The sequence below is a fragment of the Leucobacter soli genome (genome assembly GCF_042659205.1).
In the GTDB taxonomy this organism is placed as follows: Bacteria; Actinomycetota; Actinomycetes; order Actinomycetales; family Microbacteriaceae; genus Leucobacter; species Leucobacter soli.
The window spans coordinates 1-22,513 of sequence record NZ_JBHSRW010000020.1 but is presented as its reverse complement, the minus strand read 5'-3'; the positions used below and the strand labels follow the sequence as shown (position 1 = coordinate 22,513).

Genomic DNA, 22,513 nt, shown 5'->3' with positions numbered 1-22,513 from the left:
CCGCAGTCCGCGCGGCCGCCGGATCCCCGACGGGCTCCCCGCCCTTCGGGCGCACCGCACGGCCGGGTCGGGGCCGCTGCATGCGCCGCTCCACGATCCGGGCGATCTGCTCGATGACGACGGTCATCGCCCAGTAGATGATCGCGGTGGCGAGGTAGGCCTCGAAGAAGCGGTAGTCGCGGCCGCCGACGATCTTCGCATAGGCGGTGATCTCGATGACGGAGACGACGAAGGCGAGCGAGGAGGCCTTGAGCATCCCGATGAAGTTGTTGACGAGCGTCGGGAAGGCGACCACGGAGGCGTTCGGAATGGTGATCCTGCGCAGCGTCTGCAACGGCGTCATGCCGAGCGATTGCGCGGCCTCGATCTCCTTGCGGTCGACGGACAGCAGGGCGGCGCGGATCGACTCCGAGCTGTAAGCCGCTTCGTTGAGCGCGAAGGTCAGCGCCGCGACGACGAACGGCGAGAGCGCGAGGGCGTCGAGGTCGGTGCCGAGGCTGTGGTTGAGATAGAGGATCGCGATCGGCACGGCGTTGACGTTGAGCAGCAGCTGAACCAGGATCGGCGTGCCGCGCAGGTACGAGACGAGCACCGCCGTGACCTGGCTGAGCACCGGGACGCGGCCGAGCTTGATCAGCGCCATGACGAGCCCGATCGCGGTGCCCAGCACCGTCGCGACCACGCTCAGCAGGAGCGTGACGGGGACGTAGGGCAGCAGCGCGATCGCGTAGTCGCCGATGGCGCCGAAGTCGATGATGTTCATGCGTTTCCGTGGTCGGGTGATCCGGGAGCAGTGCGGGGCGAGAAGCGAAGAGCGAAGGACGGAGTGCGGCGGGGCGAAGGGGGCGCCCCGCCGCCCGTGCTCAGCTGCGCGGCGTCACGTCGATGCCGCCGAAGAACTCGGCGCTGAGCTCCGCGAGGGTGCCGTCGGCGATCAGCTCGCCGAGCGCGCCGTTGATCTCCTCGATCACTGCACTCTGATCCGTGGCGCGGGAGAAGGCGAACGCCGAGTAGAGGTTGGTGCCGTAGGTGTCGACGAGGTAGTCGCTGTCGAGCTGGGTGAAATCGACGTCGAGGCCGGCGTCGGCACCGTAGCCGGTGAAGACGACCTGCTCGGAGAAGATGAAGTCGACCGCTCCCGTGGCGAGCCCCTGGAACTGCTGCTGGAGCTCGAGTTCCGTGTACTCGATCTCGATCTGGGCGTCGGGGTTCGCCTCGTTGTAGGCCTCGAGCATCTTCGTGTAGTTCAGGCCAGGGGTGCCGTAGGTGCGCTTGCCTGCGAGCTGGTCGATCGTGGTGAGGCCGGCGACGCCCTTGCCGGTCTGCTGCACGATGCCGAAGACGGCCTCGATGTAGGGGTCTGAGAAGTCGTACTTCTCGCGGCGCTCCTCGGTGGTGCTGAGATTGTTGGCGACGATGTTGAAGCGCCCGGCGTCCAGCGCGGGGAAGAGCCCAGGGAAGTCGGTCGCCTGGAACTCGAAGGCCACATCGTCGAGCTTCTCGTCGATGAGCTTGAGCACCTCGATGTCGTAGCCGGTGAGGTTGTCGTCCTCGTCGTAGAAGGTGTAGGGCTTGACCGCACCGCTGGTGCCGACGACGAGGGTTTCGGCCCCGGCGCTCTCCGCGGCTTCGGCGCCCCCGCCGGATGCGCAGGCGCTGAGTCCGAGCGCGGCGATGGTGAGCGCTCCGAGCGCGGCGGTCGTCCGGGTGAGGCGGGTCATGGTCGGGTCCTTTCGTGGGAAGACATCCAGAAGACTAGAACCATCAACTTATAAGGAAAAAGAATGTGTCACATTGTTTCGTGTTATGCTGCGAGGATTCGGCACTCGCCTGCCCCGTGGCCGGCGTTCCCGGGCGCCGAACGGTCCGGTCGACGCCGCCGACGCCGGTAGACTGGCCGGATGCAGGATCGTGTCTTGATCAATGATCTGGCCGCTCGCGAAGACGGCCCCGTTCGCGTCTCCGGATGGGTGGAGAAGGTGCGCGACCAGCGCCACGTGCAGTTCGTCGTGCTTCGCGACGAATCGGGCGCCGTGCAGCTGGTGAACGGCGGGGTGCTGCGCGAACCGGATCCCGAGAATCCGCGATCCGACATCCTCGTGCCGCGCACCCGCACCATCAGCGAGCTGACCCACGGCACCTTCGTGACCGTCGGCGGCGAGCTGCAGCACAACGAACGCGTGAAGCTCGGCGGCGTCGAGATCCAGATCGATGAGATCTCGGTCGTCACGGCTGCACTGCCCGACAACCCGGTCGCCGACGACTCGGGCATCGACGTGCGCCTCGACTGGCGCTTCCTCGACCTGCGGCGGCCGGAGCAGAACCTCGTGTTCCGCATCCAGACCACCTTCCTGCACGCGCTGCGCCAGGTGTGGGTCGACCGCGGCCTCATCGAGATCCAGACGCCGAAGCTCATGGCCTCGGCCAGCGAATCGCGCGCGGAGCTCTTCGAGGTCGAGTACTTCGAGGGCAAGGCGTTCCTCGCGCAGAGCCCGCAGTTCTTCAAGCAGATGGCGCAGGCCGCCGGCTTCGGCGGCATCTTCGAGGTCGGCCCGGCCTTCCGCGCCGACCCCTCGTTCACGTCGCGCCACGCCACCGAGTTCACCTCGATCGACATGGAGATCAGCTGGGTCGACTCCCACGTCGACGTGATGGACCTGCACGAGGAGCTGATGGTCGCCGGCATCTCCGCCGTCGAGGAGAAGCACGGCGAGGAGATCCAGAAGCTCTTCGGCGTCGAGCTCGCGGTGCCGTCGCGCCCCTTCCCCCGGATCCCGCTGGCCGAGGCGAAGGAGATCGTGAAGGCCGAGGGCTACGAGATCCCCCGCGCCGACGCCGACATGGACCCGGAGGGCGAGCGCCGCATCGCCGCGCACGTCAAGCAGAAGTACGGGTACGACTTCGTGTTCCTCACCGACTACGCCGCGTCCATCCGCCCGTTCTACCACATGCGCCACGAGGGCGACGCGTCGCTCACCAACAGCTACGACCTCATCTACCACGGCGTCGAGATCTCGACCGGCGCTCAGCGCGAGCACCGCATCGAGGTGCTCGAGGCGCAGGCCGTCGAGAAGGGGATGGACCCGGCGGAGCTCGGCTTCTACCTCGACTTCTTCCGCTACGGCGTGCCGCCGCACGGCGGCTTCGGCATGGGCCTGAACCGCGTGCTCATGCTCATGCTGGGCCAGTCGTCGATCCGCGAGACCACCTACCTCTTCCGCGGGCCGAACCGCCTGCTGCCGTAGGCCGACGCGCCTGCGCGAGGAGCTCTCGGCCGTGGCGAGCCGGACGGGATCTCGCGTCTCGACGCCATGTATCACCGGTGATACACTGAGGCCATGAAGGCGGTGACGGTGCGCGATCTGCGCAATAACAGCGCGGCCGTTCTCGCGCGCGTCGGGCAGGGCGAGACCTTGACCGTGACGAAGGACGGCACCCCCGTCGCCGCGGTCACCCCGCTGCCGCGGCTCCCCTTGAACGCGGAGCAGCTCGTCGAGCGCTTCAAGCAGCTGCCTCCGATCGACGCCGCCGAGCTGCGCCGGGACATCGATGAGATTCTGGATCCGTCGCTGTGACCGCCGAGCATGACGGCATCCTCGACACCTCCGTGGTGATCGCCCTCGAGCATCAGGATCCGAGCACACTGCCGCTCTTCCCGGCTATCACCGCAGTGACGCTCGCCGAGCTCTCGGCCGGCCCGCTCGCCGCAACGGACGAGACCACCCGCGCGAACCGCCAGGTGCGCCTGCAGGCGGTCGAGGCGAGCTTCGATCCGATTCCTCTCGATGCCGACGCCGCTCGGGCGTTCGGCAGGGTGGCGGCTTCCCTCCGCGCAACGGGGCGCAAGAGGTCGGCCCGCGCCTATGACGCGCTCATCGCGGCGACGGCGATCTCACGCGGGCTTCCGGTGTATACGCTGAACCCCGACGACTTCGCCGGCATCGACGGGCTCGACGTCCGCACGCCTCGCCGACCGCGCAGGGAGCCGGAAGACTGAGGCGTGTCTGCCGAATCCTCGCCGTCCCTGGTAGCAACACGGACGGCATGAGCACGAACGCTCGAGAGCGGAGACCGAAGCCCCCACCCTCGAGCGTCGCCGATCCTGAAGCGTCTACCGGCGCGGCAGGTTACGCCGGGCGCAGCAGCCCGTCCATCGCCGAGCGCAACGCGAGACCTGCGGCATCCCAGGAGAGGGAGCCGATCGTGATCCGCGAGAGCAGGCCGTCGACGAGCGCGGTGAGGACGCGCGCGGCGGTCTCGGCGTCGACGTCGGATCGGATCGACCCGTCCGCCTGCCCGTCCGCGATCGTGGAACGGACGTTCTCCTGCCAGTCGACGAGTGTCGCGTTCACCTCGTCGCGAATCCCCGCTTCGAAGAGCGCCTCTCCCATCAGCTCCTGCCACACCACCGCGTTGTCCCGCATCGTGGGGGTGCCCGACATGTCGGCCAGCAGCAGCTCGGCGAGTCGGTCGAACCCGCAACCATCGGATCGCCGCCCATCCTGATCCGGGATCCCTCCGGCGATCGCGGTCATCCGGTTCGCATGATCCATAGTCGCCTGCAGCAGACCGTTGCGGTCGGTGAAGTGGTAGTAGACGAGCCCCACGGAGACTCCGGCATCGGAAGCGACGTCGGTGACACGGAACTTCCGTATCCCGGCCCTGGCGATGGCGCGCCATGACGCCTCGACGATCCTCCGGGCGGCCTCACCGTGCTGCATGAGATCAAATCTCATCGCCCGCTGCGCACGGCAGCGCCCGAGCCTCCTCGGCCCGGGCGCTGCCGTCCGCTACGCCTCGTCGGCGACCGAGTTCTCCACCGATCCCTCGCGCTTCGCGCCCACGGTGCGCACGAGCACCAGGTACACGATCGCGGTCACGGCGAAGCCGACCAGCCAGGCGATGTCGATGAAGCCGAGCGGTTCGGCCATCGGGCCGGTGAACAGCGGCGTGATCATGAAGGGCACCTGCGCGGCGAGGCCGATCGCATAGCTCCACAGGCCGACGCCGTTCCACTTGCCGTAGCGGCCGCCGTCGGGCATGAACATGTCGGCGATCGCGTACTCGCCCTTGTGCACGATGAAGTAGTCCACGAGGTTGATCGCCGACCACGGGATGAGCACGTAGAGCAGCAGCGTGAGGAACGCCTCGAAGTTCGCCATGAAGTCGCCCTGCCCCATGATCGCGATGAGCGTGGCGACGCCGCCCGAGACGATCGTCGTCCACACGCGGACCTTCGTGGTGACGGTGACCTTGAAGTTCGACTGCAGCACGGTCAGGCCGTTCATCACCGCCGAGTACAGCTCGACGCCGTTGATGAGGGCCGAACTCACCGCGAAGATCAGCAGCACGATGAGACCGATCGGGCCGAGGTAGTCGCCGAGTGCCGAGAGCGGGTTGTCGGGGTTCGCGGCACCCAGCAGCACGCCGAGCGACATGACGAAGACCGAGCTCAGCATGAGGCCGAGGTAGGTGCTCCAGAACGCCGTCTTCGGGCCCGACTTCTTGGGCAGGTAGCGCGTGTAGTCCGAGACGTAGGGTGCGTAGGCGAGCTGCCAGACGACGCCGATCGCGAGCATCGTGAAGAAGCCCTCGGCGTTGAACGCGGCATCGTCGCGCGCGGTGACGACCTCGGGCTGCGCCCAGAACATGATCATCGAGACCGCGACGGCGACGCCGATGATGATCGACAGCCAGGTCATCGTCTTGCGCAGCAGGTCGTAGCCGAAGACGCAGAGCACGACGCCGATGACGGCGAAGATGATGATGGCGAGCGTGCCGTCGAAGTCGGGCAGCACCACGGCCAGCGAGTCCTTCGCCACGATCAGGATGCTCGCGAAGAAGCCCATGAACATGATGAATGCGATGAGCGCGAAGAGACTCGCCCCGAGGTAGCCGAACTGGGCGCGCGCCTGCAGCATCTGGGGCACGCCCAGGTGCGGGCCCTGCGAGGCGTGCAGCGCGGCGCCGAACGCGCCGATCACGTTGCCGGCGACGATCGCGAGAATGCTCCAGCCGACGGGCAGGCCGTACGACCCGCTCGCGACCGCGCCGGTGACGACGGCGAGCGGCATCATGTTGAGACTCACCCAGATCGCGAAGATCGACCAGTTGGTGCCGGTGCGCTTGTTCTCCGGGATCGGCATGATGTGCTCTTGCTCGAACTGCACGAACGACTTCGTGACCGTCGCTGGTTCGTTGGACATTGCTCTCTCCTTCGAGTGGCTTCGCTGAGCGCGCGATGCGCGTCAGCTACTAGAGAAGAGCAATTCCCGCCGGATAGCGAACAGTCTTTGTGTATGCAGTGGATCTATTAGAGCGAAGATTCTATTCTTTACCATCGTTTCACGAGATTCCTACCTGATCATGCGCCCATAACGACCCTCCTGTTCCTCGATGCGGCGAAGTCGAGCGCCTGCTCGTACGACGCCCGATCGGCAATCATGCGACGGTACTTCATGATGTGCCGCTGGCCGTTCAACGTGAGCACTCCCGACAGCCGTTCACCGTCGCGGTAGACGACGACGAAATGATCGCTTCGGAGATCGCCCGAGACTACCTCGAAGTCGGTGGTGATCACCCCTGCGGATTGGATCCGGCTGCCGTACCAGTCAGACCAGAAGTAGGGGACGGTCTCGTACACCTGTTGCGAACCCCGCCCGGCGACTGCGTTCCGACCGGCGCGGGCGCCCTGCTCCGCGGCCGCGGTGAAGTGCTCGATCCGCATGGTACGGCCGAAGAGACCGTTCCACCAGTTCGCGACATCGCCGGCCGCGTAGACGTGCGGGTCGCTCGTACTCAGCGTCGCGTCGCACACGACCCCGTTCTCGATTTCGATGCCGCTGCCTTCCAGCCAGCCGACCGCGGGGCGCGTCCCGATCCCGACGACTACGAGGTCAGCAGCGATCCGTTCGCCGCCGGCGAGTTCGACGGCCTCGACCTGCTCGTCTCCGACGAACCCGGTCACGCCGGCTCCGCAACGCAGCTCGGTGCCGTGGCGGCCGTGCAACTCCGCAAGCACTCCGCCTATCTCAGCGCCCACCGCTCGTACCAGCGGCACGTCCGCTGCCTCGATGATGGTCGCATCGAGGCCTCGGCGTCTCGCACCGGAAGCTACCTCGGCACCGATGAAGCCGCCACCGATCACGACAACTCGCGCTTCTGCATCAAGCGCGTCACGCACAGTACGAGCATCTTCTAACGTGCGCAGAGCGACGACACCGGGAAGCCCCTCGGCCGCGGGCAGCCGGATCGGCCCGGATCCCGTCGCGATCACCGCGGAATCGTATCGGTGCTCGCCCTGATCCGTGACCACTGTCCGGTTCCCGGCGTCCAGCGCCGTCGCCCGTTCGCCGAGCATCATGCGGATGCCCTGCTCGGCGATCGCCTCGGTCGAGGCGATCCGCACGGGTTCGGGGGCCTCGCCCTCCTCCAGGAACTCCTTCGAGAGGAAGGGCCGGTCGTACGGCGTCTCCTTTTCCTCCCCGATGAGCACGATCTCGCCGCTGAATCCCGAAGCACGCGCGGCCTCGGCAGCCCGCAGACCGGCAAGCGAAGCGCCGACAATGACGAGTCGCTCCGACGCGCGCGTCATGATGCGCTCCAGCTCAGCGCCGCCTTCGGGCACGCTCGGATCGCCTCGTTCACCTCGTCGACCGCCGTTTCCGGGACTTCCTCTCCGGCGATCAGCTGCAGCACACCGTCGTCATCGACCTCGAAATAGTCCGGGCTGATGGCCTCGCACATCCCGATACCGGTGCAGCGGCCTCGATCTATCTGTATTTTCATCTCCGACTCTTCCTCTCGTATCCTTCCTCCGCGCACTGCCGTCGCGGTGCGCGGTTCATGCACCCCAGCGCACCGGGAGTCGCTGCGGACCTCGCGCCTGCCATCCGCTCACCAGCACCTCGGCATCCGGGTCGAGCCGGAGATTCGGAAGCAGTTCGATCGTCTCGCTGAGGATGATCTCTCCGAGCGTGCGGGCGACGTTGTGGCCGATGCAGAAATGCGATCCGAAACCGAAGGAGACGTTGTCACGATCCTCTCGGGCGATATCGAACTCATCGGGTCGTTCGAAGCGCGCGGGGTCCCGGTTCGCGGATCCGATGACCATCGCGATCTCGGTGCCCGCGGGGATCACCACTCCGCCGAGCTCCACCTCCTCGGTCGTGAGCTTCTCCGTCATCCCGAATGGCGGCAGCCATCGGAGTCCTTCCTCGATCGCCGAGCGCGCGTGCGCTGCCGGATCCTCCATGAACCGGTGCCATTGCTCCGGATGCGAGAGCAGTCCGTAGAGTGTGCTCGCCACGAGATGGGCGGGCTCCTGGAATCCGCCGACGATCAGCACCTCCGCGGTCGGTTGCAGCTGCTCGGCGCTGCGCACTTCGCCCTCGCGCATTCCATCCCGACGCAGGTGACCGAGCACGGTGTATCCCGGCGTCTCGTCGAGATCCGGGAGGCGCGCTTCGAGGTAGGCTCGGATTTCGTTCTTCGTCTGCCGGCTCGCGCGATCGACCTCGGGGTCACGACCGTAGTCGACCAACCGTGCGGCGAGGGTACGGAGCCACCGTGTCAGCGTCTCGTCGTCCACGTCTCCGTAACCGGCGATATCGCCGACCACACGCATGCAGATCGGCTCGAAGATCTCGCGAGCCGCGTCGGCCGAGCCGAGAGGGCGCATCCGCTCGAGGTGGCCACGGACGGCCTCGCGCATCTTGTCCCGATAACCCATCGTCTGCTTGGGGCGGAGCGGAGAGTTGGCCGCGGCGCGCAGCTTGCGATGCTCCTCGCCTTTCAGCATCATGAGGTTGCCCTCTCCATAGACGAACTCGTGGATGTCGTGAGTGGGTCCGAAGACGGCATCGTTGATGCCTGCCTCGCGGCAGAGCTCCCAAGTGAGCACGAGCACTCGGCCGGTCTCGGGAACATGCACGACCGGGCACTCCTCGCGCATCCATCCGTAGAAGCGATAGGGATCGGCCTCGAGTTCGGCGAGCGGGATGTCGGCGACGATGTCGAACGCGTTCCTCGCGGGTTCGGCCCGGGTCAGAAGGTCTGCACGGAACGATCCCTTGCGCAGAGTCTCGTTTGACTGATTCATGGTTACGTCCTTTCGCGACGTCGCTGTCTCGATATGCACCGGCGCATTCCAGTGCCGCGCAGAGAGCTACGATGATGATAAATACTGACTGAACATTCAGTCAAGTCTAATTATGCGCATGTACGAGGCGGAGCGGACCGTACCCCTCGACGCCAGTCGATACCCGACCGTGCACCGAGCACGGCGACCGGCGGCCCCGATCAGACCGGGAGCAGCAGGCGCTCCATGGCGACTCGGAGGGATGCCCTCGCCGCATCCCACGTGAGCGAATCGATCGCGAGGCGAGAGAGCAGTCCGTCGACGAGCGCGGTGAGGATCTGCGCGGTGACTACCGCATCCGCATCGGCCCGAACCGAACCGTCGCCCTGCCCCTGCCTGATGGCCCCGAAGACGTGCTGCTGCCAGTCCTGGATCGTCGCAGCCACCTGCCCCCGGATCTCGTCCTCGAAGAGCGCCTCCCCCACGATCTCATACCAGACCACGGCATTGTCGCGGCTGGTGTCGGTGCCCGCCATGTCGGTGAAGAGCAGCGCCGAAAGCTGCTCGAAGCCGCTGACCGCGGGTGGCTCGCCCTCCGAGGTCGACTCTGCGACGAACGCCATCCGATTCGCGTACTCCATCGTCGCACGCAGCAGTCCGTTGCGATCCGTGAAGTGGTAGTAGACGAGCCCGACCGAGACACCGGCGTCGGAGGCCACGTCGCTGACTCGGAACTTCCGTACTCCGGCTCTGGCGATGGCTCGCCACGATGCCTCGACGATCTTCTGGGCTGCTGCGCCATGCTCCATGCCCCCAATCTACCGCCCGTGCACGGTGCTGCGAGGGCCGGCAACCCCCGCCGGACCGGTGCTCGGGCGCGGTCGCCGGTTCAGACATCTCGCAGTTCGGGCACCGGGCGCGTGAACATACGGGTATTCCAGGCGATCCAGAGGAACCCGATGCCCATCCAGATCAGGCCCGTCACGAAGGCGAGGCCGGAGAGGCTCGTCCACAGCCACAGCGTGAGCGCACCGCCGAGCAGCGGCACGACGATGTGGCTCACCACCTTGACCGCGCCGCCCTTCCGATCGATCGCATACGTCTTGATCACGGCGATGTTCACGATGGTGAAGGCTACGAGCGCACCGAAGCTGATCACCGAGCTCACGAAGTCGAGACTCAGCACGATGGCGAGCAAGGAGACAGCGCCGACGATCAGGAGACTCCAGACCGGTGACCCGAAGCGGGCGCTGAGCCGACCGAACACCTTCTGAGGCAGCATACGGTCACGACCCATGGAAAAGAGGATCCGGGCGACGCTCGCCTGCGAAATGAGCGCCGCGGCGAAGCACCCGGCGACGTAGGCGGCCGTGAAGAAGGCGGTCATCGCCTTGCCGCCTGCCGCACCGATCACATCGAGCGCCGCCGCATCGACATCGGTGAAATTCTGCCACTCGGGAAACACCAGGTGGCCCGCGTAGCTCACGGCGATGAACACCGTGCCAGCGATCAGCGGGGCCAGGATGATCGCCCGCGGCACGGTCACCTTCGGATTCTTCGCGTCTTCGGCCAACGTCGAGATCGCGTCGAACCCGAGGAAGGAGAAGCAGAGGATCGCCGCACCGCCGACCACCTGCCCGATCGACGAACCCTCGAGCGTGAACGGCTCGATGAATGCGTCGGGCGCCAGCCCCTCGGTCCGGGTCAGCGCCAGCACGAGGAAGATGGCGATGAAGACGAACTGCACTGCCAGCAGCGCGAAGTTGGCCCCGTTCACCACCTTGATGCCGATGATGTTCATGGCGGTCGTCGCGACGAGAGAGATCACGATCCAGATCCAGACCGGAATCGCGGGGAACGCTGCGCCCATGTAGATGCCGATGAGCAGGTAGCACACCATCGGCAGGAGCAGGTAGTCGATCAGGGTGCTCCATCCAGCCACGAAGCCGAATTTCGCACCGAACGAGCGCGTGGCGTACGCATAGCTCGACCCGGCGTTCGGGTAGATGCGCACCATCTTGCCGTAGCTCGAAGCCGTGACAAGGATCGCGACCAGCGTGATGAGATAGGCGAGCGGCAGTTTGCCCTCGGTGAGCTGCACGACGATCCCGTATGTGGTGAAAGCCGCGAGCGGCACCATGTAGGCGATGCCGAACATCAGCAGGGACGGGGTCCCGAGCAATCGCTTGAAGCCGGCCTCCGTCTGGGGAGGTCGCGCGGCGGTCTCTGTGGTCACGATGGTTCCTTTCCTACTTCGTCGTAGTGAACGAATCAGCCCTCGTGTCGCACAGTCTGCCCGGTGCACGTGGGGCGCCGACGGAGAATTCCAGGAAGCAACTGAAGACTGACTCAATATTCAGTATGACCGGTGCGTCGGACCTCCGCAATAATTTCTCCAGATGCAAGCGATCCCGAAACCCGATCAGAGCGGCCGGGTTTCGGGATCGTTCTCGCGCGTGTCGGCGATGCGACGCAGTCGAGGGCGAGTCGTGGTGCAGGGTCGCACCGCCGAGGATCGTGCGCGCGACGCGCACCTCGTTGATCTCGTTGCTCGGCAGTCCGGTGCGGTCCCACTTGCCGCACGTACCGCGATCGAGAGGGAACATGCCCGGAACGTCGGAGTACCCCGCACGCAGGGCGAGGCAGTCGAGGAGGTTGATACCCGATGAGGGGATCGGCATGTCGCGCACTGATCGTGCGTTCGGCGATTGGCTCCGAAACTTGCCCCCTCTGGCAGAAGAGCCTCAGAATCTGCGTCTCTCCGCGCAATCGTGAGCGAGAACTCCGACGGAGCGGAGGCCCGCGGCGTTCCCGCGACGGGCCTCCGCTCCGGTGCGGTACGCGCGGCGCTACAGCCCGGCGCTCGCAGTCGCGAGGCCGAAGGCGCGATTGAGCAGGTCGGCCAACTCGTCGATGTCGCCGCGGGTCATGACGAGCGGCGGTGAGACCTGCACGAGCGGGTTGCCCTCGGCATCGATCGCGACACGGCAGATCAGGCCGGCCTCGGCGAGCGCCGGGTTCAGGTGCTCGCCGACGAAATCACCCGCATCGATCGGCTCCGCCGCCCAACGCTTGCCGGCGTGGTCGGTGACGAGCTCGAAACTGCGGTGGAAGCCGTCGCCGCGCAGATCGCCCACGATCTTCGCGTGCTTCTTCGCCACCTCGCCGAGCTTCTCGCCGAGGTACGGGCTCAGCTCGGCGACGTTCTCGACGACGCCCTCACGCTCCATGATCTCGAGATTCTTGAGCGCCGCCGCGCATGCGGCCGGGTGCCCGCTGTAGGTGAGCGCGTGGTTGAACATGCCCACCGGACCGTCGAGAATCGTCTCGATGATCGCGTCGGAGGCGATGATGCCGCCGAGCGGCATGTAGGCCGACGCGATGCCCTTCGCGAAGACGATCATGTCGGGCTGGAAGCCGTAGTGGATCGAGCCGAACCACTCGCCCAAACGGCCGAAGCCGGTGATGACTTCGTCGGCGATCATCAGGATGCCGTACTTGTCGCAGAGCGCGCGCACGCCGGTGAAATACTCGGGCGTGGGCGGGGTCAGGCTGCCGCCGGCGTTCTGCAGCGGCTCCATGATGATGGCCGCGATGGTCTCGGGGCCCTCTTGCACGATGAGCGACTCGAGCTCGCCGAGCAGGAACGCGGTGGTCTGCTCCGGGGTCTCGCCCTCCGGCCGGCGGTAGCGCTTCGTGTTGTGCGTGTGGCGCACGCCCGACATGAGCGGTTCGAACATCGACCGCACCGCGGTCATGCCGTTCAGCGACATCGCGCCGAAGCTGGTGCCGTGATAGGCGACGCGACGCGCGATGAACTTGTGGCGGGTGCCCTCGCCGCGGGTCTGATGGTACTGGCGCGCGAGTTTGATCGCGGCCTCGTTCGACTCCCCGCCGCCAGAGGCGAAGAACACGCGGTTCAGGTCGCCCGGCGCGAGCTCGGCGATCTTCGCGGCGAGCAGCGCGGCCGGCGGATGAGCGACGCTCCACGTCGTCTGGTACGGGAGGGCGGCGAGCTGGTTGCGGACTGCGTCACCGACCTCAGCGCCGTGGGTGTAGCCGAGCTGTACGCAGAACAGGCCCGCGAGGCCGTCGAAGAAGCGGCGGCCGTTCTCGTCGAACACCGAGCAGTGCTCGCCGCGCACGAACACCGGCAGCTCGTCGTCCCGATACTTGCTTGCCGGAGTGAAGTTCATCACCAGGTGGCGTTTCGCCAACTCGGCAAGGCCGCTCGGCACGTCGGGCGCCTCATCGGTCACGGTTGCGGTCTCTTCGAACGCGTTCATGGTGGTTCCTCTCGTTGTCGTCTTCGACCTGTCGTCATCGACCGGATCTGGGTCTGATCTCAGTCTCGGCGACCCCGTTCACCCTGTAAAACAGAAGAAAGCCATCGACTGCATCTGAGAATTCGATCTACCGCTGCACACGAGCACGCAGCGGCGCGCACCCGACAACACCCAGGTGCGCTGGCACGTCGGGTGCGCCGCAGCGCACCGCACGGCGGCTCACCCCCACTGCATCCAGGTGGTCTTGTAGTCGGTGTAGTTCTCGAGCGCATGGATCGAGAGATCCCGCCCGTAGCCCGACTGCTTGAACCCGCCGAACGGCGTCGTGAAACCGAGCGCGTCGACCGTGTTCACCGAGACGGTGCCCGCCACCAGGCGCTGCGAGACGCGATGCGCACGGGCGAGGCTGCCGGTCCACACGGAGGCCGCGAGACCGTACTCGGTCTCGTTCGCCTTCGCGATCGCCTCCTCCTCGGTGTCGAACGGCGTCACGACGGCCACCGGGCCGAAGATCTCACGCGTGTGGACCTCATGATCCGGTGCCACGTCGGTCACGATGGTCGGCTCGATGAACGCCGTCGAACCGTTGATCTCCGGCCGCCTGCCGCCCGCGACGATCGTGCCGTCGCGCCGCGCGTTCTCGATCGTCGCCCAGACGCCGTCGGCGTGGGACTCGGAGACCAGGGATCCGACGCCGGTGGCGGGATCGAGCGGATCCCCCGGCAGATACGACTGCGAAGCCTGCGCGAGCAGGTCGAGGAACTCCTGGTACACCGAGCGCTCCACGAAGATGCGCGAGTTCGCCGAGCAGATCTCGCCCTGGTTGTAGAAGGCGCCGAAGGCGGCCTTCTGCGCGGCGAGCTCCAGGTCGTCGCAGTCCGCGAAGACGAGATTCGAGCTCTTGCCGCCCGCCTCGAGCGCGAGCCGCTTCATGTTCGACTGGCCGGCGTACTGCTGCAGCTGCTTCGCGACCTCGGTCGATCCGGTGAAGGCGAGCATGTCGACGTCGTGATGCAGGGCGAGCGCCTTGCCCACGACGGACCCGCGGCCGGTGACGATGTTGAGCACACCGGCGGGGATGCCGGCCTCGACGGCGAGTTCGGCGAGGAGCAGCGCCGAGTGCGACGCTTCCACCGGCGGCTTGAGCACCAGCGTGTTGCCCGCGGCGAGCGCCGGTGCCGCCTTCCAGGTCGCGATCTCGAGCGGGTAGTTCCAGGGGACGATCACGCCGATGACGCCGAGCGACTCGCGGGTGACGAGCGCGGTCGAACCGGGCGGGGTCACGGGGATGAGATCCTCGAGCTTCTCGATCGCCTCGCCGTAGAAGCGGTAGAGGGCGGCGGATCCGGGCGCGTCGATGGTCGACGACTCGCGGACCGGCTTGCCCATGTCGAGCGACTCGAGCAGCGCGAACTCATCGGAGCGCGTCTCGATGAGGCGGGCGAGCTCGAGCAGGCGTTCGCGGCGGAAGCCCGCACCGGCGCGGGCCCACTCCCCCGACTCGTAGGCGCGGCGCGCGGCGGCGACGGCCAGGTCGACGTCGGCCTCGCGGCAGTCCCCGATCTGAGAGATCACCTCTCCCGTCGCCGGGTTGGTCTTCGGGATCGTGCCTCCTGAGCTTGCTTCCACCCGACGTCCGTCGATGAACGGGCGGCCGTCGAGTTCCAGCGCCGCTGCGGCCGCCTTCCACTCCTCGTATGTGCGTGACATGTCGTAGTCTTCCTCTTCTTCGTGTGATTCGGGAACGGCTCAGCGACCGCGCAGGGCGACGTCGAGGGCCGTCCAGGCGAGAGCGGTCGCTCCATCCCGCAGTGTCTGTTCGGCGATCGGTCCGACGCAGGCGTCGGCGAAGGCGGGCTGATGGTTGCTGGCCTCGCCGCCGACCCCGATGTAGGGGTGGATCGCGTCGACGATCAGCGACACGTTCCCCATGTCGGTCGAGGCGCGGTTCATCGCCGCGGCGACCGGGTCGACATCGAAGTCGCGGCCGAGCGCGATCGCGTTCGCGCGGTAGAGCTCCTGCGCGTCGACGTCGGTGCGCATCTCCGAGTAGCGGCCGCCCTCGGGCGTGACCGTCAGCTCGGCGCCGGTCGCGAGCGCGCCGGCCTCGAAGCACCGCAGCACGCGCTGCTCGAGCTCGAGCAGCTGCTCGGTGGTCTCCGCCCGCACGTACCAGCGACCCTCGGTCCGCTCGGGGATCGCGTTCGGGGCTTCACCGCCGCGGGTCTGCACCCCGTGCACGCGCACGCCCTTCGGCAACTGCTGACGCAGCAGCGCAATCGCGGTCTGCGCGATGAGGAACGCGTCGTTCGCGTTGATGCCGCGCTCAGGGTAGGCCGCGGCATGCGCCGCCCTGCCGTCGTACCGGATGTGCCAATGCGCGACGGCGAACGGCTCGGCCTCGGCGACGTCCACGGGCGCCGGGTGAGCCATCAGCGCGAGATCCAGCTCCTGGAACGCCCCGCGTTCGAGGAGCTCGATCTTGCCGCCGTAGCCCTCCTCCGCGGGCGTGCCGATCACCTCGACGGTCAGGCCGAGCTCGACCGCGACCTCGGAGAGTGCGATCGCGCCGCCGGCCGACATCGCCGAGATGAGGTTGTGCCCGCAGGCGTGACCGAGGCCCGGAAGAGCGTCATACTCGGCGAGGAAGCCGACGGTGAAGGAGCCACCGGTACCCGCGGCGGCAGCACCGGGTGCCTCGGCGTCCGGGTCCGCAGCGTTGAAGGTGGCGCGGAATGCGGTGGGCAGATCGAGGTACGGCTGCTCGATCGCGAAGCCGTGCTCGGCGAGCAGTGCGGCCACGGCAGCGGAGGAGCGATGCTCCTGCCAGCCGAGCTCGGGGTCGGCGTGCAGCCGGTTCGAAAGCTCGACGAGCTGGGCGTCGGCGCGCTCACGGCGCGCCGCGATCCGCTGTTTCAGCTCGTCCGTCACGGCGACCACTACTCGTCACCCGGCACGCCGTACGAGGGCGCGGCCGACGGGTCAAGCCCGCGGCTCACGTAGTCGTCCCGCTGGGGCAGCCAGACGTCGAGGGCGCGGCCCAGGTCACCGATCGGGTCGTCGCTCCAGTCGACGCGGAGATCGGTGATGCGCCAGCCGGCGCTGCCCACGACCGAGAGGCCGGCCGAGTGCACGGGGCCCTCCTCACCACCGGCGGAGACGGCCGCCTGGAACGCGGCGTAGAGGCGCTGCTCGATGCGGCCCGTGGCCGAGAGCGCCGTGTCGACCAGGGCGTCGAGCACGTCGAGGCTCGCGAGCATGTTCCCGCCCGCCACGGCGTTCTCGCGCAGGGCGTCGCCGAAGTTGCCGAGCGCGCGATCGCCCGAGAAGACGGCTGCGCGGCCCGCGTTGTCGAGCACGAGCAGCTGGCGGTAGTCGATGGTCGCGGGGTCGGCGCCTGCGACAACCGCGTCGAGCGCGGCCTGCGCGTAGCGGCCGGCGCGCAGCTGGTCGATCAGCTTCGGGCCGAGGCGCGGATCGGTGACGTTCTGGGAGTGCGCACCGCCGACGCCGTCGGCGAGGTTGACGCAGCGCGCCGCCACCGCGGGCGACGACGACGAGATGACCGAGCCGAACTCACCGGTCTCGGGGTCGCGGAGGATGAGGGAGAAGGTCATGGCTGCGCCCCTACTCCGTCTCGCTGATGACTGCCGTCGCATCGATCTCGACGAGCCACTCGGGGCGGGCGAGCGCCTGTACCACGATGCCGGTCGAGACGGGGTAGACGCCCTTCAACCACTTGCCGACAGTGCGGTACACGTCCTCGCGGTAGCGGGGATCGATGATGTAGATGGTCACCTTCACGATGTCGGCGAGCTTGCTGCCGGCTTCCTTGAGCAGCATGTCGATGTTGAACATCGCCTGCTCGGTCTGGGCGACAACGTCGCCGATGCCGACCGACTCGCGGGTCTCGAGATCCTGCCCGATCTGGCCGCGCAGGTAGACGACGCCGTTCGCGACGACGGCCTGGCAGAGGTCGTTATCGAGATTCTGCTCCGGGTAGGTCTCCTTGGTGTTGAACTTCCGCAGCCGCACATGAGTGGTCTCCGTCACGATGCCTCCTCGTCGAGTGAGTATTGTCTAGCCCTAATTGTCGGGAGCGAACCCTCATCTGTAAAATAGTTAAAAGTTAGCTACCCGATCAGATTCATCGATTCATGCGGTGCGAGCACCGACTCGTGCCGCACCGCGAGCGAAGGCGGACGCCATGGTTCAACGCTTCTCGATCACCCTCACCCAGCTCACCTACTTCGCCGAATGCGCGAAGACGCTCAACATGACCGTCGCCAGCCAGAATCTGCACGTGGCGCAATCGGCCGTGTCGACGGCCATCACCAACCTCGAACGCTCCCTCGGCGTCTCGCTCTTCATCCGGCAGCACTCCAAGGGCCTCGTCCTGACCCCTGCGGGCGAGAGTCTGCTCCGCGATACGCACCACCTCTTCGGGCAGCTGACCGACGCCATCGAGGGGCTGCGGGAGGATCAGGAAAGCATCCGCGGCACCATCACCATCGCCTGTTTCCAGACGCTCGCACCGTTCCTCATCCCCAAGCTCATCGCACGCCTGCAGGAGGAGCATCCCGAGCTCGTGGTCGAGGTGATCGAAGGGGACTACGAGGAGAACCTCTCCGCGCTGCGCGGCGGTCGCGCCGAGCTCGCCATCAACTACCAGCTCACCGATGCGGAGGGCGTCTCGCACGAGGTGGTCGGAGAGGCGACGGCGCACGTGATCCTCCCCGCGGACCACCCTCTCGCCGCGAACGAGCGGATCACCCTCGCCGCGTTGGCGAAGGAGCCGTTCATCCTGCTCGACCTGCCCGGGAGCCGCGACTACTTCTTGAACGTGCTCTTCCAGGCGGGTGTCACGCCGCGACTCAAGTACCGGAGTTCGAACTACGAGACCGTGCGTTCGATGGTGGCGTCCGGGCTCGGATTCTCGATCCTGAATCAGCGCCCCCGCACCGTGGAGACCTACACCGGTCGCCGCACCGTGACGGTCGAGATCACTGATCGCGTGCCCAGCCTCACCGTGATCGTCGCCTCGCTCTCGCAGGTGAAGTTCTCCGCCCGGGCCCGCGTGGTCGCCGACACCGTGCGCGAGGTCCTCGCGGAGCCGTTCCCCGAGTGAGTCCCGGCGACCCGACCCATCGACCCTGAGCCGCCGCAGCACGGTCGACGCACCGCCGATCGCCGGTGACGCCCGACTCATTGCATGCATTCTGTCGATGCTCTCTGCGTTGATCATCCATTCAAGTGATGAATTGGACCGCGAACACGTATTGGCATTCCCTACCCCACCTGCGGTTTGCTGGTGCACAGCCCGGATCGCATCGACCGCGCAGTCGGCAACGACGCCACGATCCGGAGCCGCTTCACGGGGCGTCGCACGCCATTCACCTGAATCAGTTGGGAAGACACACATGCCGAACGAACAACCAGAGGTCACCGAAGTCGTGGTCGTCGGCGGCGGCCAGGCCGGAGTCGCCATGAGCGAGCACCTCGGCCGCGACGGCGTGCCCCACATCGTGCTCGAGCGCGACCGCATCGCCGAGCGCTGGCGCACCGAACGCTGGGACTCGCTCGTCGCCAACGGGCCCGCCTGGCACGATCGCTTCCCCAGCCTCGCCTTCGACGACCAGGATCCCGACGCCTTCGCCCCGAAGGACCGTGTCGCCGAATACTTCGAGGCCTATGCGGAGAAGATCGGCGCTCCCGTCCGAACCGGCGTCGAGGTCCGCTCGGTGCGCCGACTCGACGGTCGCCCCGGGTTCCGCGTCGAGACCTCGGACGGCGTCATCGAAGCCCGCTACGTCGTCTCCGCGACCGGCGCCTTCCAGGTGCCGAGCATCCCTCCCGTCGTGCCCGAGAGCGCCGGCATCCACCAGATCCACTCGAGCGGCTACCGCAACCCCGAGCAGCTGCCCGAGGGCGGCGTGCTCGTCGTCGGCGCCGGATCCTCCGGCGTGCAGATCGCCGACGAACTCCGCCGCGCGGGCCGTCAGGTCCACCTCGCCGTCGGCGCCCACGACCGCCCGCCGCGTCGCTACCGCGGACGCGACAACGTGTGGTGGCTGGGCGTGCTCGGCCTGTGGGACATGGCGACCCCTGCCGCAGGCGCCGAGCACGTCACCATCGCGGTGAGCGGGGCCCGCGGCGGCGAGACCATCGACTTCCGGGATCTCGCTGCGAACGGCATCGTGCTCACCGGCCGCGCCGAGGCCTACGAGAACGGCGTGATGCGCTTCGGCCCCGACCTCGCCGCAGACATCCGCGCCGGAGACGCCAACTACCTCTCCGTGCTCGCCGAGGCCGACGCCTACATCGAGCGCAACGGCCTCGACCTGCCCGAAGAGCCCGAGGCGAAGGTGCTCGGCCCCGACCCCGAGTGCGTCACGAACCCCATCCACGAGCTCGACCTCGCCGAGGCGGGAATCACGTCGATCGTCTGGGCGACCGGGTTCCGGCAGGATTACGGCTGGCTCGAGGTCGACGCCTTCGACGCCGCCGGCCGGCCCGTGCAGCAGCGCGGCGTCTCGAAGGAGCCCGGCGTCTACTTCCTCGGGCTGCCCTGGCAGTCCCGTCGCGGCTCGACCTTCATCTGGGGCGTCTGGCACGACGCGCGCTTCGTCGCCGACCAGATCGGCATCCAGCGCTCGTACCTCACCTATGAGGGATCGGCCGCGCGCATCGTCTGACGCCGCGGGAACGGCTGAGGGGCGGACGCATCGCGTCCGCCCCTCAGCCGTTCTTCGCACGAAGGAACCGCCTGCTTCTCGGCGGCCTTGATCAGAAGGTCACTTCTCAGCGGCCTTGATCATGTAGCCCGCCACCCGGGCGGCGCACTGCGCCGCCTCCATAGACCGCGGCAGTGGCCGCGCCGCGGGCTACAGGCGAACGCGATGCGTTCGCCCTCACTCACCATCCGACGTGCCGGAGAAGGTTACTTCTCGGCGGCCTTGATCATGTAGCCCGCGCCCCTCACCGTGTGGATCATGGGGGTGCGACCGTCGTCGATCTTCTTCCGCAGATACGAGATGTAGAGCTCCACCACGCTCGGCTTCCCGGTGAAGTCGTAGCTCCACACGCGGTCGAGGATCTGCGCTTTCGACAGCACCCGGCGCGGGTTCCGCATCAGATACCGCAGCAACTCGAACTCGGTCGTCGTCAGCTCGATCAGATCGCCGCCGCGCTCGACCTCGTAGCTGTCCTCGTTCAGGATCAGATCGCCGAGGCGCAGCATCGGATCGGGCTGCTCGTCCTGCAGCAGCTGCGCACGGCGCACCAGGGCGCGCAGGCGGGCGATCAGCTCTTCGAGGCTGAACGGCTTGACCATGTAGTCGTCGCCGCCCGCGGTGAGGCCGTTCACCCGGTCGTCGACCGAATCGAGGGCGGTCAGGAACAGGACCGGAACGAGGTACCCCTCGCCACGGATGCGGGACAGCAGCTGCACACCGTCGAAGTCGGGCAGCATGATGTCGAGAACGGCGACATCGGGTTTGAAGCTCCGCAGCTTCTCGAGGCCCTCCGCCCCGGTCGCGGCGCTCTCCACCTCCCAGCCGTCGTAGCGAAGCGCCATCGCGACCAGCTGAAGAATGGATTCCTCATCGTCCACTATGAGCGCACGCAGTTTTCTCGCGCTCGCGTTGTGAATTTCTCTCCCCATATCTATCAAGTATTCCCCGCCGACCTCCGCGGTGGCTGAATCTTCGGCGATTCACCCTGAGCGTCGCCGGATCCGCCCGGCGCGGCGCGGGCGAAGCACCGCCGGCCGCACCGGTGCGAGAATGGACGGCGATGAATGGCGCGGCACCCGACTACCAGCGGCGGATCGTCGTCGACGGCAACGACCGCATGGCGTGGCTGCGCGCGCGAGCCCGCGGGATCACCGCGACCGATGTCGCGAAGCTCTCGACGCCGCGCTCGATCGACGCCGCAGCCCGGGAGAAGCTCCACGGCAGCCGCTTCAGCGGGAACGTCTACACCGAGCACGGCAAAGCGCGGGAGCCCGAGATCGCCGCGTGGGTGCTGCGGGAGCACGGGATCGCGCCGAGCTCGGCGCTGTTCCACGCCGCGAGCGACGTCCGCCACCTCGCCACACCCGATGGGCTGGCCGAACGCGGCGGCGGCCGGCTCGAGCTCGCGGAGATCAAGACGACGAACAAGGCCTGGCGCACGATCCCGCGCCACTACCTGCGACAGGTCTGGTGGCAGCAGTACGTGCTCGGTGCGGAGCGCACGCTGATGGTCTGGGAGCGGCACGAGGACTTCGTGCCCGTCGGCGACCCGGAATGCCGGTGGATCGACCGGGACGAGGACGAGATCGCCAAGCTCGTCGGCCTGGCCGGGCGCCTCATCGACACGCTGATCGCCCGCAGCTCCTGATCCGGACCTGCGGCGCTTCTCAGCGACGGGCGCCGTCGAAGTAGCCGAGTACGGCCGCGAGCAGGCCGAAGAGCAGCGCCAGCGGCCACGCCACGCCGAGCCCGAGCAGCGCACCGACGGCACCGGCGATGAGCAGCAGCTCCACGAGCCCCTGCCCGAAGCGATCGGTGTGCAGCATCGGCCGCGGCGAGAGGAAGAGCGCCCACACGACGATCGAGAGCACCAGGAACCCTGCGCCGGCGAGCAATCCCGGCCAGGGCAATGGCCATTCGAAGAGCGCCCAGAGCGTGATGAGGATGACGGCCGCCAGATGGCAGAGGCCGCGAAGCGCAGGCAGGGTCTGACCGGGGCGGCCGGCGGGTGCGGTCTCGTTCACCCGCTCAGTCTACCGGCGGCCGAGCGCGGCACCGGCCGGCGATGGGTGCTGGCTAGACTGAACCCAGCACGACGAGAGTGAGGAGGCTGTCATGCCGCACGCGGCCATCGCCCAGGGCGCCTGGATCGACCGGCTCCTCGACGGCTCCCTCTTCACCGGCAGCGTCTTCCTCGTCATCGGCATCGTCGGCGCCGTCCTGCTCCTCCTCTCGGTGCTGCTCGACGGCATCTTCGATTTCTTCGACTTCGGCGACGGCCCGCTGAGCCTCACCACGATCGCAGCCTTCACCGCGATCTTCGGCTTCGCCGCCTTCGCGGCGACCGGAGCCGGCATCCCGACGGGTGGCGCGGCCGCCATCGGCGCGGTCAGCGGCGTCGCCGGTGGCGCCGG

At 67.4% G+C, this 22,513-nt stretch carries 22 protein-coding genes and 1 pseudogene; 7 read left to right on the top strand and 16 right to left on the bottom strand.

Annotated elements, in window-relative coordinates; genetic code table 11:
* Both ACFPZL_RS02880 and ACFPZL_RS02875 read right to left on the bottom strand, forming a co-directional pair.
* On the bottom strand, positions 1-763 hold a 763-nt coding region (locus tag ACFPZL_RS02880), incomplete at its 3' end, for an amino acid ABC transporter permease (protein WP_382334675.1).
* A 100-nt stretch (positions 764-863) separates the two neighbouring features.
* Complete coding sequence (locus tag ACFPZL_RS02875) at positions 864-1,721, bottom strand: transporter substrate-binding domain-containing protein (protein WP_218116153.1); 858 nt, start codon at positions 1,719-1,721, stop codon at positions 864-866.
* Positions 1,722-1,901: 180 nt separating this feature from the next.
* Here ACFPZL_RS02875 and aspS point away from each other — a divergent pair, with 180 nt between their 5' ends.
* The 3 genes from aspS (at position 1,902) to ACFPZL_RS02860 (ending at position 3,997) form a co-directional block, all read left to right on the top strand.
* A complete protein-coding gene (gene aspS / locus ACFPZL_RS02870; RefSeq protein ID WP_218116154.1) occupies positions 1,902-3,245 on the top strand; it encodes an aspartate--tRNA(Asn) ligase in 1,344 nt (447 codons plus the stop codon).
* Positions 3,246-3,338: 93 nt separating this feature from the next.
* Positions 3,339-3,575 carry a type II toxin-antitoxin system Phd/YefM family antitoxin gene (locus ACFPZL_RS02865; RefSeq protein ID WP_236022116.1) on the top strand — a complete coding sequence of 79 codons (237 nt, stop codon included), beginning with the start codon at positions 3,339-3,341 and terminating at the stop codon, positions 3,573-3,575.
* Entirely contained in the window at positions 3,572-3,997 is a 426-nt protein-coding gene (locus tag ACFPZL_RS02860) for a type II toxin-antitoxin system VapC family toxin (RefSeq protein ID WP_218116155.1), read from the top strand. Before ACFPZL_RS02865 ends, ACFPZL_RS02860 begins: the two co-directional genes overlap by 4 nt.
* A 130-nt stretch (positions 3,998-4,127) precedes the next feature.
* Here ACFPZL_RS02860 and ACFPZL_RS02855 read toward each other — a convergent pair whose 3' ends face one another.
* The 12 genes from ACFPZL_RS02855 to ACFPZL_RS02800 form a co-directional block, all read right to left on the bottom strand.
* Positions 4,128-4,721 carry a TetR/AcrR family transcriptional regulator gene (locus ACFPZL_RS02855; RefSeq protein WP_218116156.1) on the bottom strand — a complete coding sequence of 198 codons (594 nt, stop codon included), beginning with the start codon at positions 4,719-4,721 and terminating at the stop codon, positions 4,128-4,130.
* 69 nt (positions 4,722-4,790) lie between these two features.
* The gene (locus ACFPZL_RS02850) at positions 4,791-6,206 is read right to left on the bottom strand and encodes a purine-cytosine permease family protein (protein WP_218116157.1); all 1,416 of its coding nucleotides are present in this window, start codon (positions 6,204-6,206) and stop codon (positions 4,791-4,793) included.
* Positions 6,207-6,364: 158 nt separating this feature from the next.
* Positions 6,365-7,594, bottom strand: a complete 1,230-nt coding sequence (locus ACFPZL_RS02845) for an NAD(P)/FAD-dependent oxidoreductase (protein WP_382334672.1) — start codon at positions 7,592-7,594, stop codon at positions 6,365-6,367.
* Positions 7,591-7,788, bottom strand: coding sequence for a ferredoxin (locus ACFPZL_RS02840; RefSeq protein WP_218116159.1), 198 nt, complete (start codon positions 7,786-7,788; stop codon positions 7,591-7,593). Before ACFPZL_RS02840 ends, ACFPZL_RS02845 begins: the two co-directional genes overlap by 4 nt.
* 55 nt (positions 7,789-7,843) lie before the next feature.
* Positions 7,844-9,100 carry a cytochrome P450 gene (locus ACFPZL_RS02835; protein ID WP_218116160.1) on the bottom strand — a complete coding sequence of 419 codons (1,257 nt, stop codon included), beginning with the start codon at positions 9,098-9,100 and terminating at the stop codon, positions 7,844-7,846.
* Between the two features lie 200 nt (positions 9,101-9,300).
* Entirely contained in the window at positions 9,301-9,888 is a 588-nt protein-coding gene (locus ACFPZL_RS02830) for a TetR/AcrR family transcriptional regulator (protein ID WP_218116161.1), read from the bottom strand.
* 80 nt (positions 9,889-9,968) lie between these two features.
* Positions 9,969-11,315 (bottom strand): APC family permease, encoded by a 1,347-nt coding sequence (locus ACFPZL_RS02825; RefSeq protein WP_236022117.1) that lies wholly within the window; start codon positions 11,313-11,315, stop codon positions 9,969-9,971.
* Between the two features lie 613 nt (positions 11,316-11,928).
* Positions 11,929-13,365 (bottom strand): aspartate aminotransferase family protein, encoded by a 1,437-nt coding sequence (locus ACFPZL_RS02820; protein ID WP_218116162.1) that lies wholly within the window; start codon positions 13,363-13,365, stop codon positions 11,929-11,931.
* A gap of 219 nt (positions 13,366-13,584) precedes the next feature.
* Positions 13,585-15,075 carry an aldehyde dehydrogenase family protein gene (locus tag ACFPZL_RS02815; protein ID WP_218116163.1) on the bottom strand — a complete coding sequence of 497 codons (1,491 nt, stop codon included), beginning with the start codon at positions 15,073-15,075 and terminating at the stop codon, positions 13,585-13,587.
* 39 nt (positions 15,076-15,114) lie between these two features.
* Complete coding sequence (locus ACFPZL_RS02810) at positions 15,115-16,296, bottom strand: amidohydrolase (protein WP_382332590.1); 1,182 nt, start codon at positions 16,294-16,296, stop codon at positions 15,115-15,117.
* Positions 16,297-16,304: 8 nt separating this feature from the next.
* A complete protein-coding gene (locus ACFPZL_RS02805) occupies positions 16,305-16,982 on the bottom strand; it encodes a DUF1028 domain-containing protein (RefSeq protein WP_382334670.1) in 678 nt (225 codons plus the stop codon).
* 10 nt (positions 16,983-16,992) lie between these two features.
* Positions 16,993-17,418: a RidA family protein gene (locus tag ACFPZL_RS02800; RefSeq protein ID WP_218116166.1), complete on the bottom strand. Its 426-nt coding sequence runs from the start codon at positions 17,416-17,418 to the stop codon at positions 16,993-16,995.
* Between the two features lie 154 nt (positions 17,419-17,572).
* Between ACFPZL_RS02800 and ACFPZL_RS02795 the strand changes: the two genes are divergently transcribed.
* Together ACFPZL_RS02795 and ACFPZL_RS02790 are read left to right on the top strand one after the other, a co-directional pair.
* Entirely contained in the window at positions 17,573-18,493 is a 921-nt protein-coding gene (locus tag ACFPZL_RS02795) for a LysR family transcriptional regulator (protein ID WP_218116167.1), read from the top strand.
* Positions 18,494-18,785: 292 nt separating this feature from the next.
* Positions 18,786-20,060, top strand: a complete 1,275-nt coding sequence (locus ACFPZL_RS02790) for a flavin-containing monooxygenase (protein ID WP_218116168.1) — start codon at positions 18,786-18,788, stop codon at positions 20,058-20,060.
* 245 nt (positions 20,061-20,305) lie between these two features.
* Here the strand turns inward: ACFPZL_RS02790 and ACFPZL_RS02785 are convergent, their stop codons facing one another.
* Positions 20,306-21,028, bottom strand: a complete 723-nt coding sequence (locus tag ACFPZL_RS02785; protein ID WP_218116169.1) for a response regulator transcription factor — start codon at positions 21,026-21,028, stop codon at positions 20,306-20,308.
* A gap of 131 nt (positions 21,029-21,159) precedes the next feature.
* Between ACFPZL_RS02785 and ACFPZL_RS02780 the strand changes: the two genes are divergently transcribed.
* Entirely contained in the window at positions 21,160-21,747 is a 588-nt protein-coding gene (locus ACFPZL_RS02780; RefSeq protein WP_218116170.1) for a YqaJ viral recombinase family protein, read from the top strand.
* A 19-nt stretch (positions 21,748-21,766) separates the two neighbouring features.
* On the opposite strand, the gene ACFPZL_RS02775 is transcribed toward ACFPZL_RS02780, so the two are convergent.
* The gene (locus ACFPZL_RS02775; protein WP_218116171.1) at positions 21,767-22,123 is read right to left on the bottom strand and encodes a YrdB family protein; all 357 of its coding nucleotides are present in this window, start codon (positions 22,121-22,123) and stop codon (positions 21,767-21,769) included.
* 91 nt (positions 22,124-22,214) lie between these two features.
* Between ACFPZL_RS02775 and ACFPZL_RS02770 the strand changes: the two are divergent.
* Positions 22,215-22,513 (top strand): annotated as a pseudogene (locus ACFPZL_RS02770) (hypothetical protein); the annotation flags it as partial.

Bases quoted from the DNA above. Each gene is read 5' to 3' on its own strand.
- ACFPZL_RS02875 (WP_218116153.1), bottom strand. From the start codon at position 1,721: ATGACCCGCCTCACCCGGACGACCGCCGCGCTCGGAGCGCTCACCATC.
- aspS (WP_218116154.1), top strand. From the start codon at position 1,902: ATGCAGGATCGTGTCTTGATCAATGATCTGGCCGCTCGCGAAGACGGC.
- ACFPZL_RS02865 (WP_236022116.1), top strand. From the start codon at position 3,339: ATGAAGGCGGTGACGGTGCGCGATCTGCGCAATAACAGCGCGGCCGTT.
- ACFPZL_RS02855 (WP_218116156.1), bottom strand. From the start codon at position 4,721: ATGCAGCACGGTGAGGCCGCCCGGAGGATCGTCGAGGCGTCATGGCGC.
- ACFPZL_RS02850 (WP_218116157.1), bottom strand. From the start codon at position 6,206: ATGTCCAACGAACCAGCGACGGTCACGAAGTCGTTCGTGCAGTTCGAG.
- ACFPZL_RS02845 (WP_382334672.1), bottom strand. From the start codon at position 7,594: ATGACGCGCGCGTCGGAGCGACTCGTCATTGTCGGCGCTTCGCTTGCC.
- ACFPZL_RS02840 (WP_218116159.1), bottom strand. From the start codon at position 7,788: ATGAAAATACAGATAGATCGAGGCCGCTGCACCGGTATCGGGATGTGC.
- ACFPZL_RS02835 (WP_218116160.1), bottom strand. From the start codon at position 9,100: ATGAATCAGTCAAACGAGACTCTGCGCAAGGGATCGTTCCGTGCAGAC.
- ACFPZL_RS02830 (WP_218116161.1), bottom strand. From the start codon at position 9,888: ATGGAGCATGGCGCAGCAGCCCAGAAGATCGTCGAGGCATCGTGGCGA.
- ACFPZL_RS02820 (WP_218116162.1), bottom strand. From the start codon at position 13,365: ATGAACGCGTTCGAAGAGACCGCAACCGTGACCGATGAGGCGCCCGAC.
- ACFPZL_RS02815 (WP_218116163.1), bottom strand. From the start codon at position 15,075: ATGTCACGCACATACGAGGAGTGGAAGGCGGCCGCAGCGGCGCTGGAA.
- ACFPZL_RS02805 (WP_382334670.1), bottom strand. From the start codon at position 16,982: ATGACCTTCTCCCTCATCCTCCGCGACCCCGAGACCGGTGAGTTCGGC.
- ACFPZL_RS02795 (WP_218116167.1), top strand. From the start codon at position 17,573: ATGGTTCAACGCTTCTCGATCACCCTCACCCAGCTCACCTACTTCGCC.
- ACFPZL_RS02790 (WP_218116168.1), top strand. From the start codon at position 18,786: ATGCCGAACGAACAACCAGAGGTCACCGAAGTCGTGGTCGTCGGCGGC.
- ACFPZL_RS02785 (WP_218116169.1), bottom strand. From the start codon at position 21,028: ATGGGGAGAGAAATTCACAACGCGAGCGCGAGAAAACTGCGTGCGCTC.
- ACFPZL_RS02780 (WP_218116170.1), top strand. From the start codon at position 21,160: ATGAATGGCGCGGCACCCGACTACCAGCGGCGGATCGTCGTCGACGGC.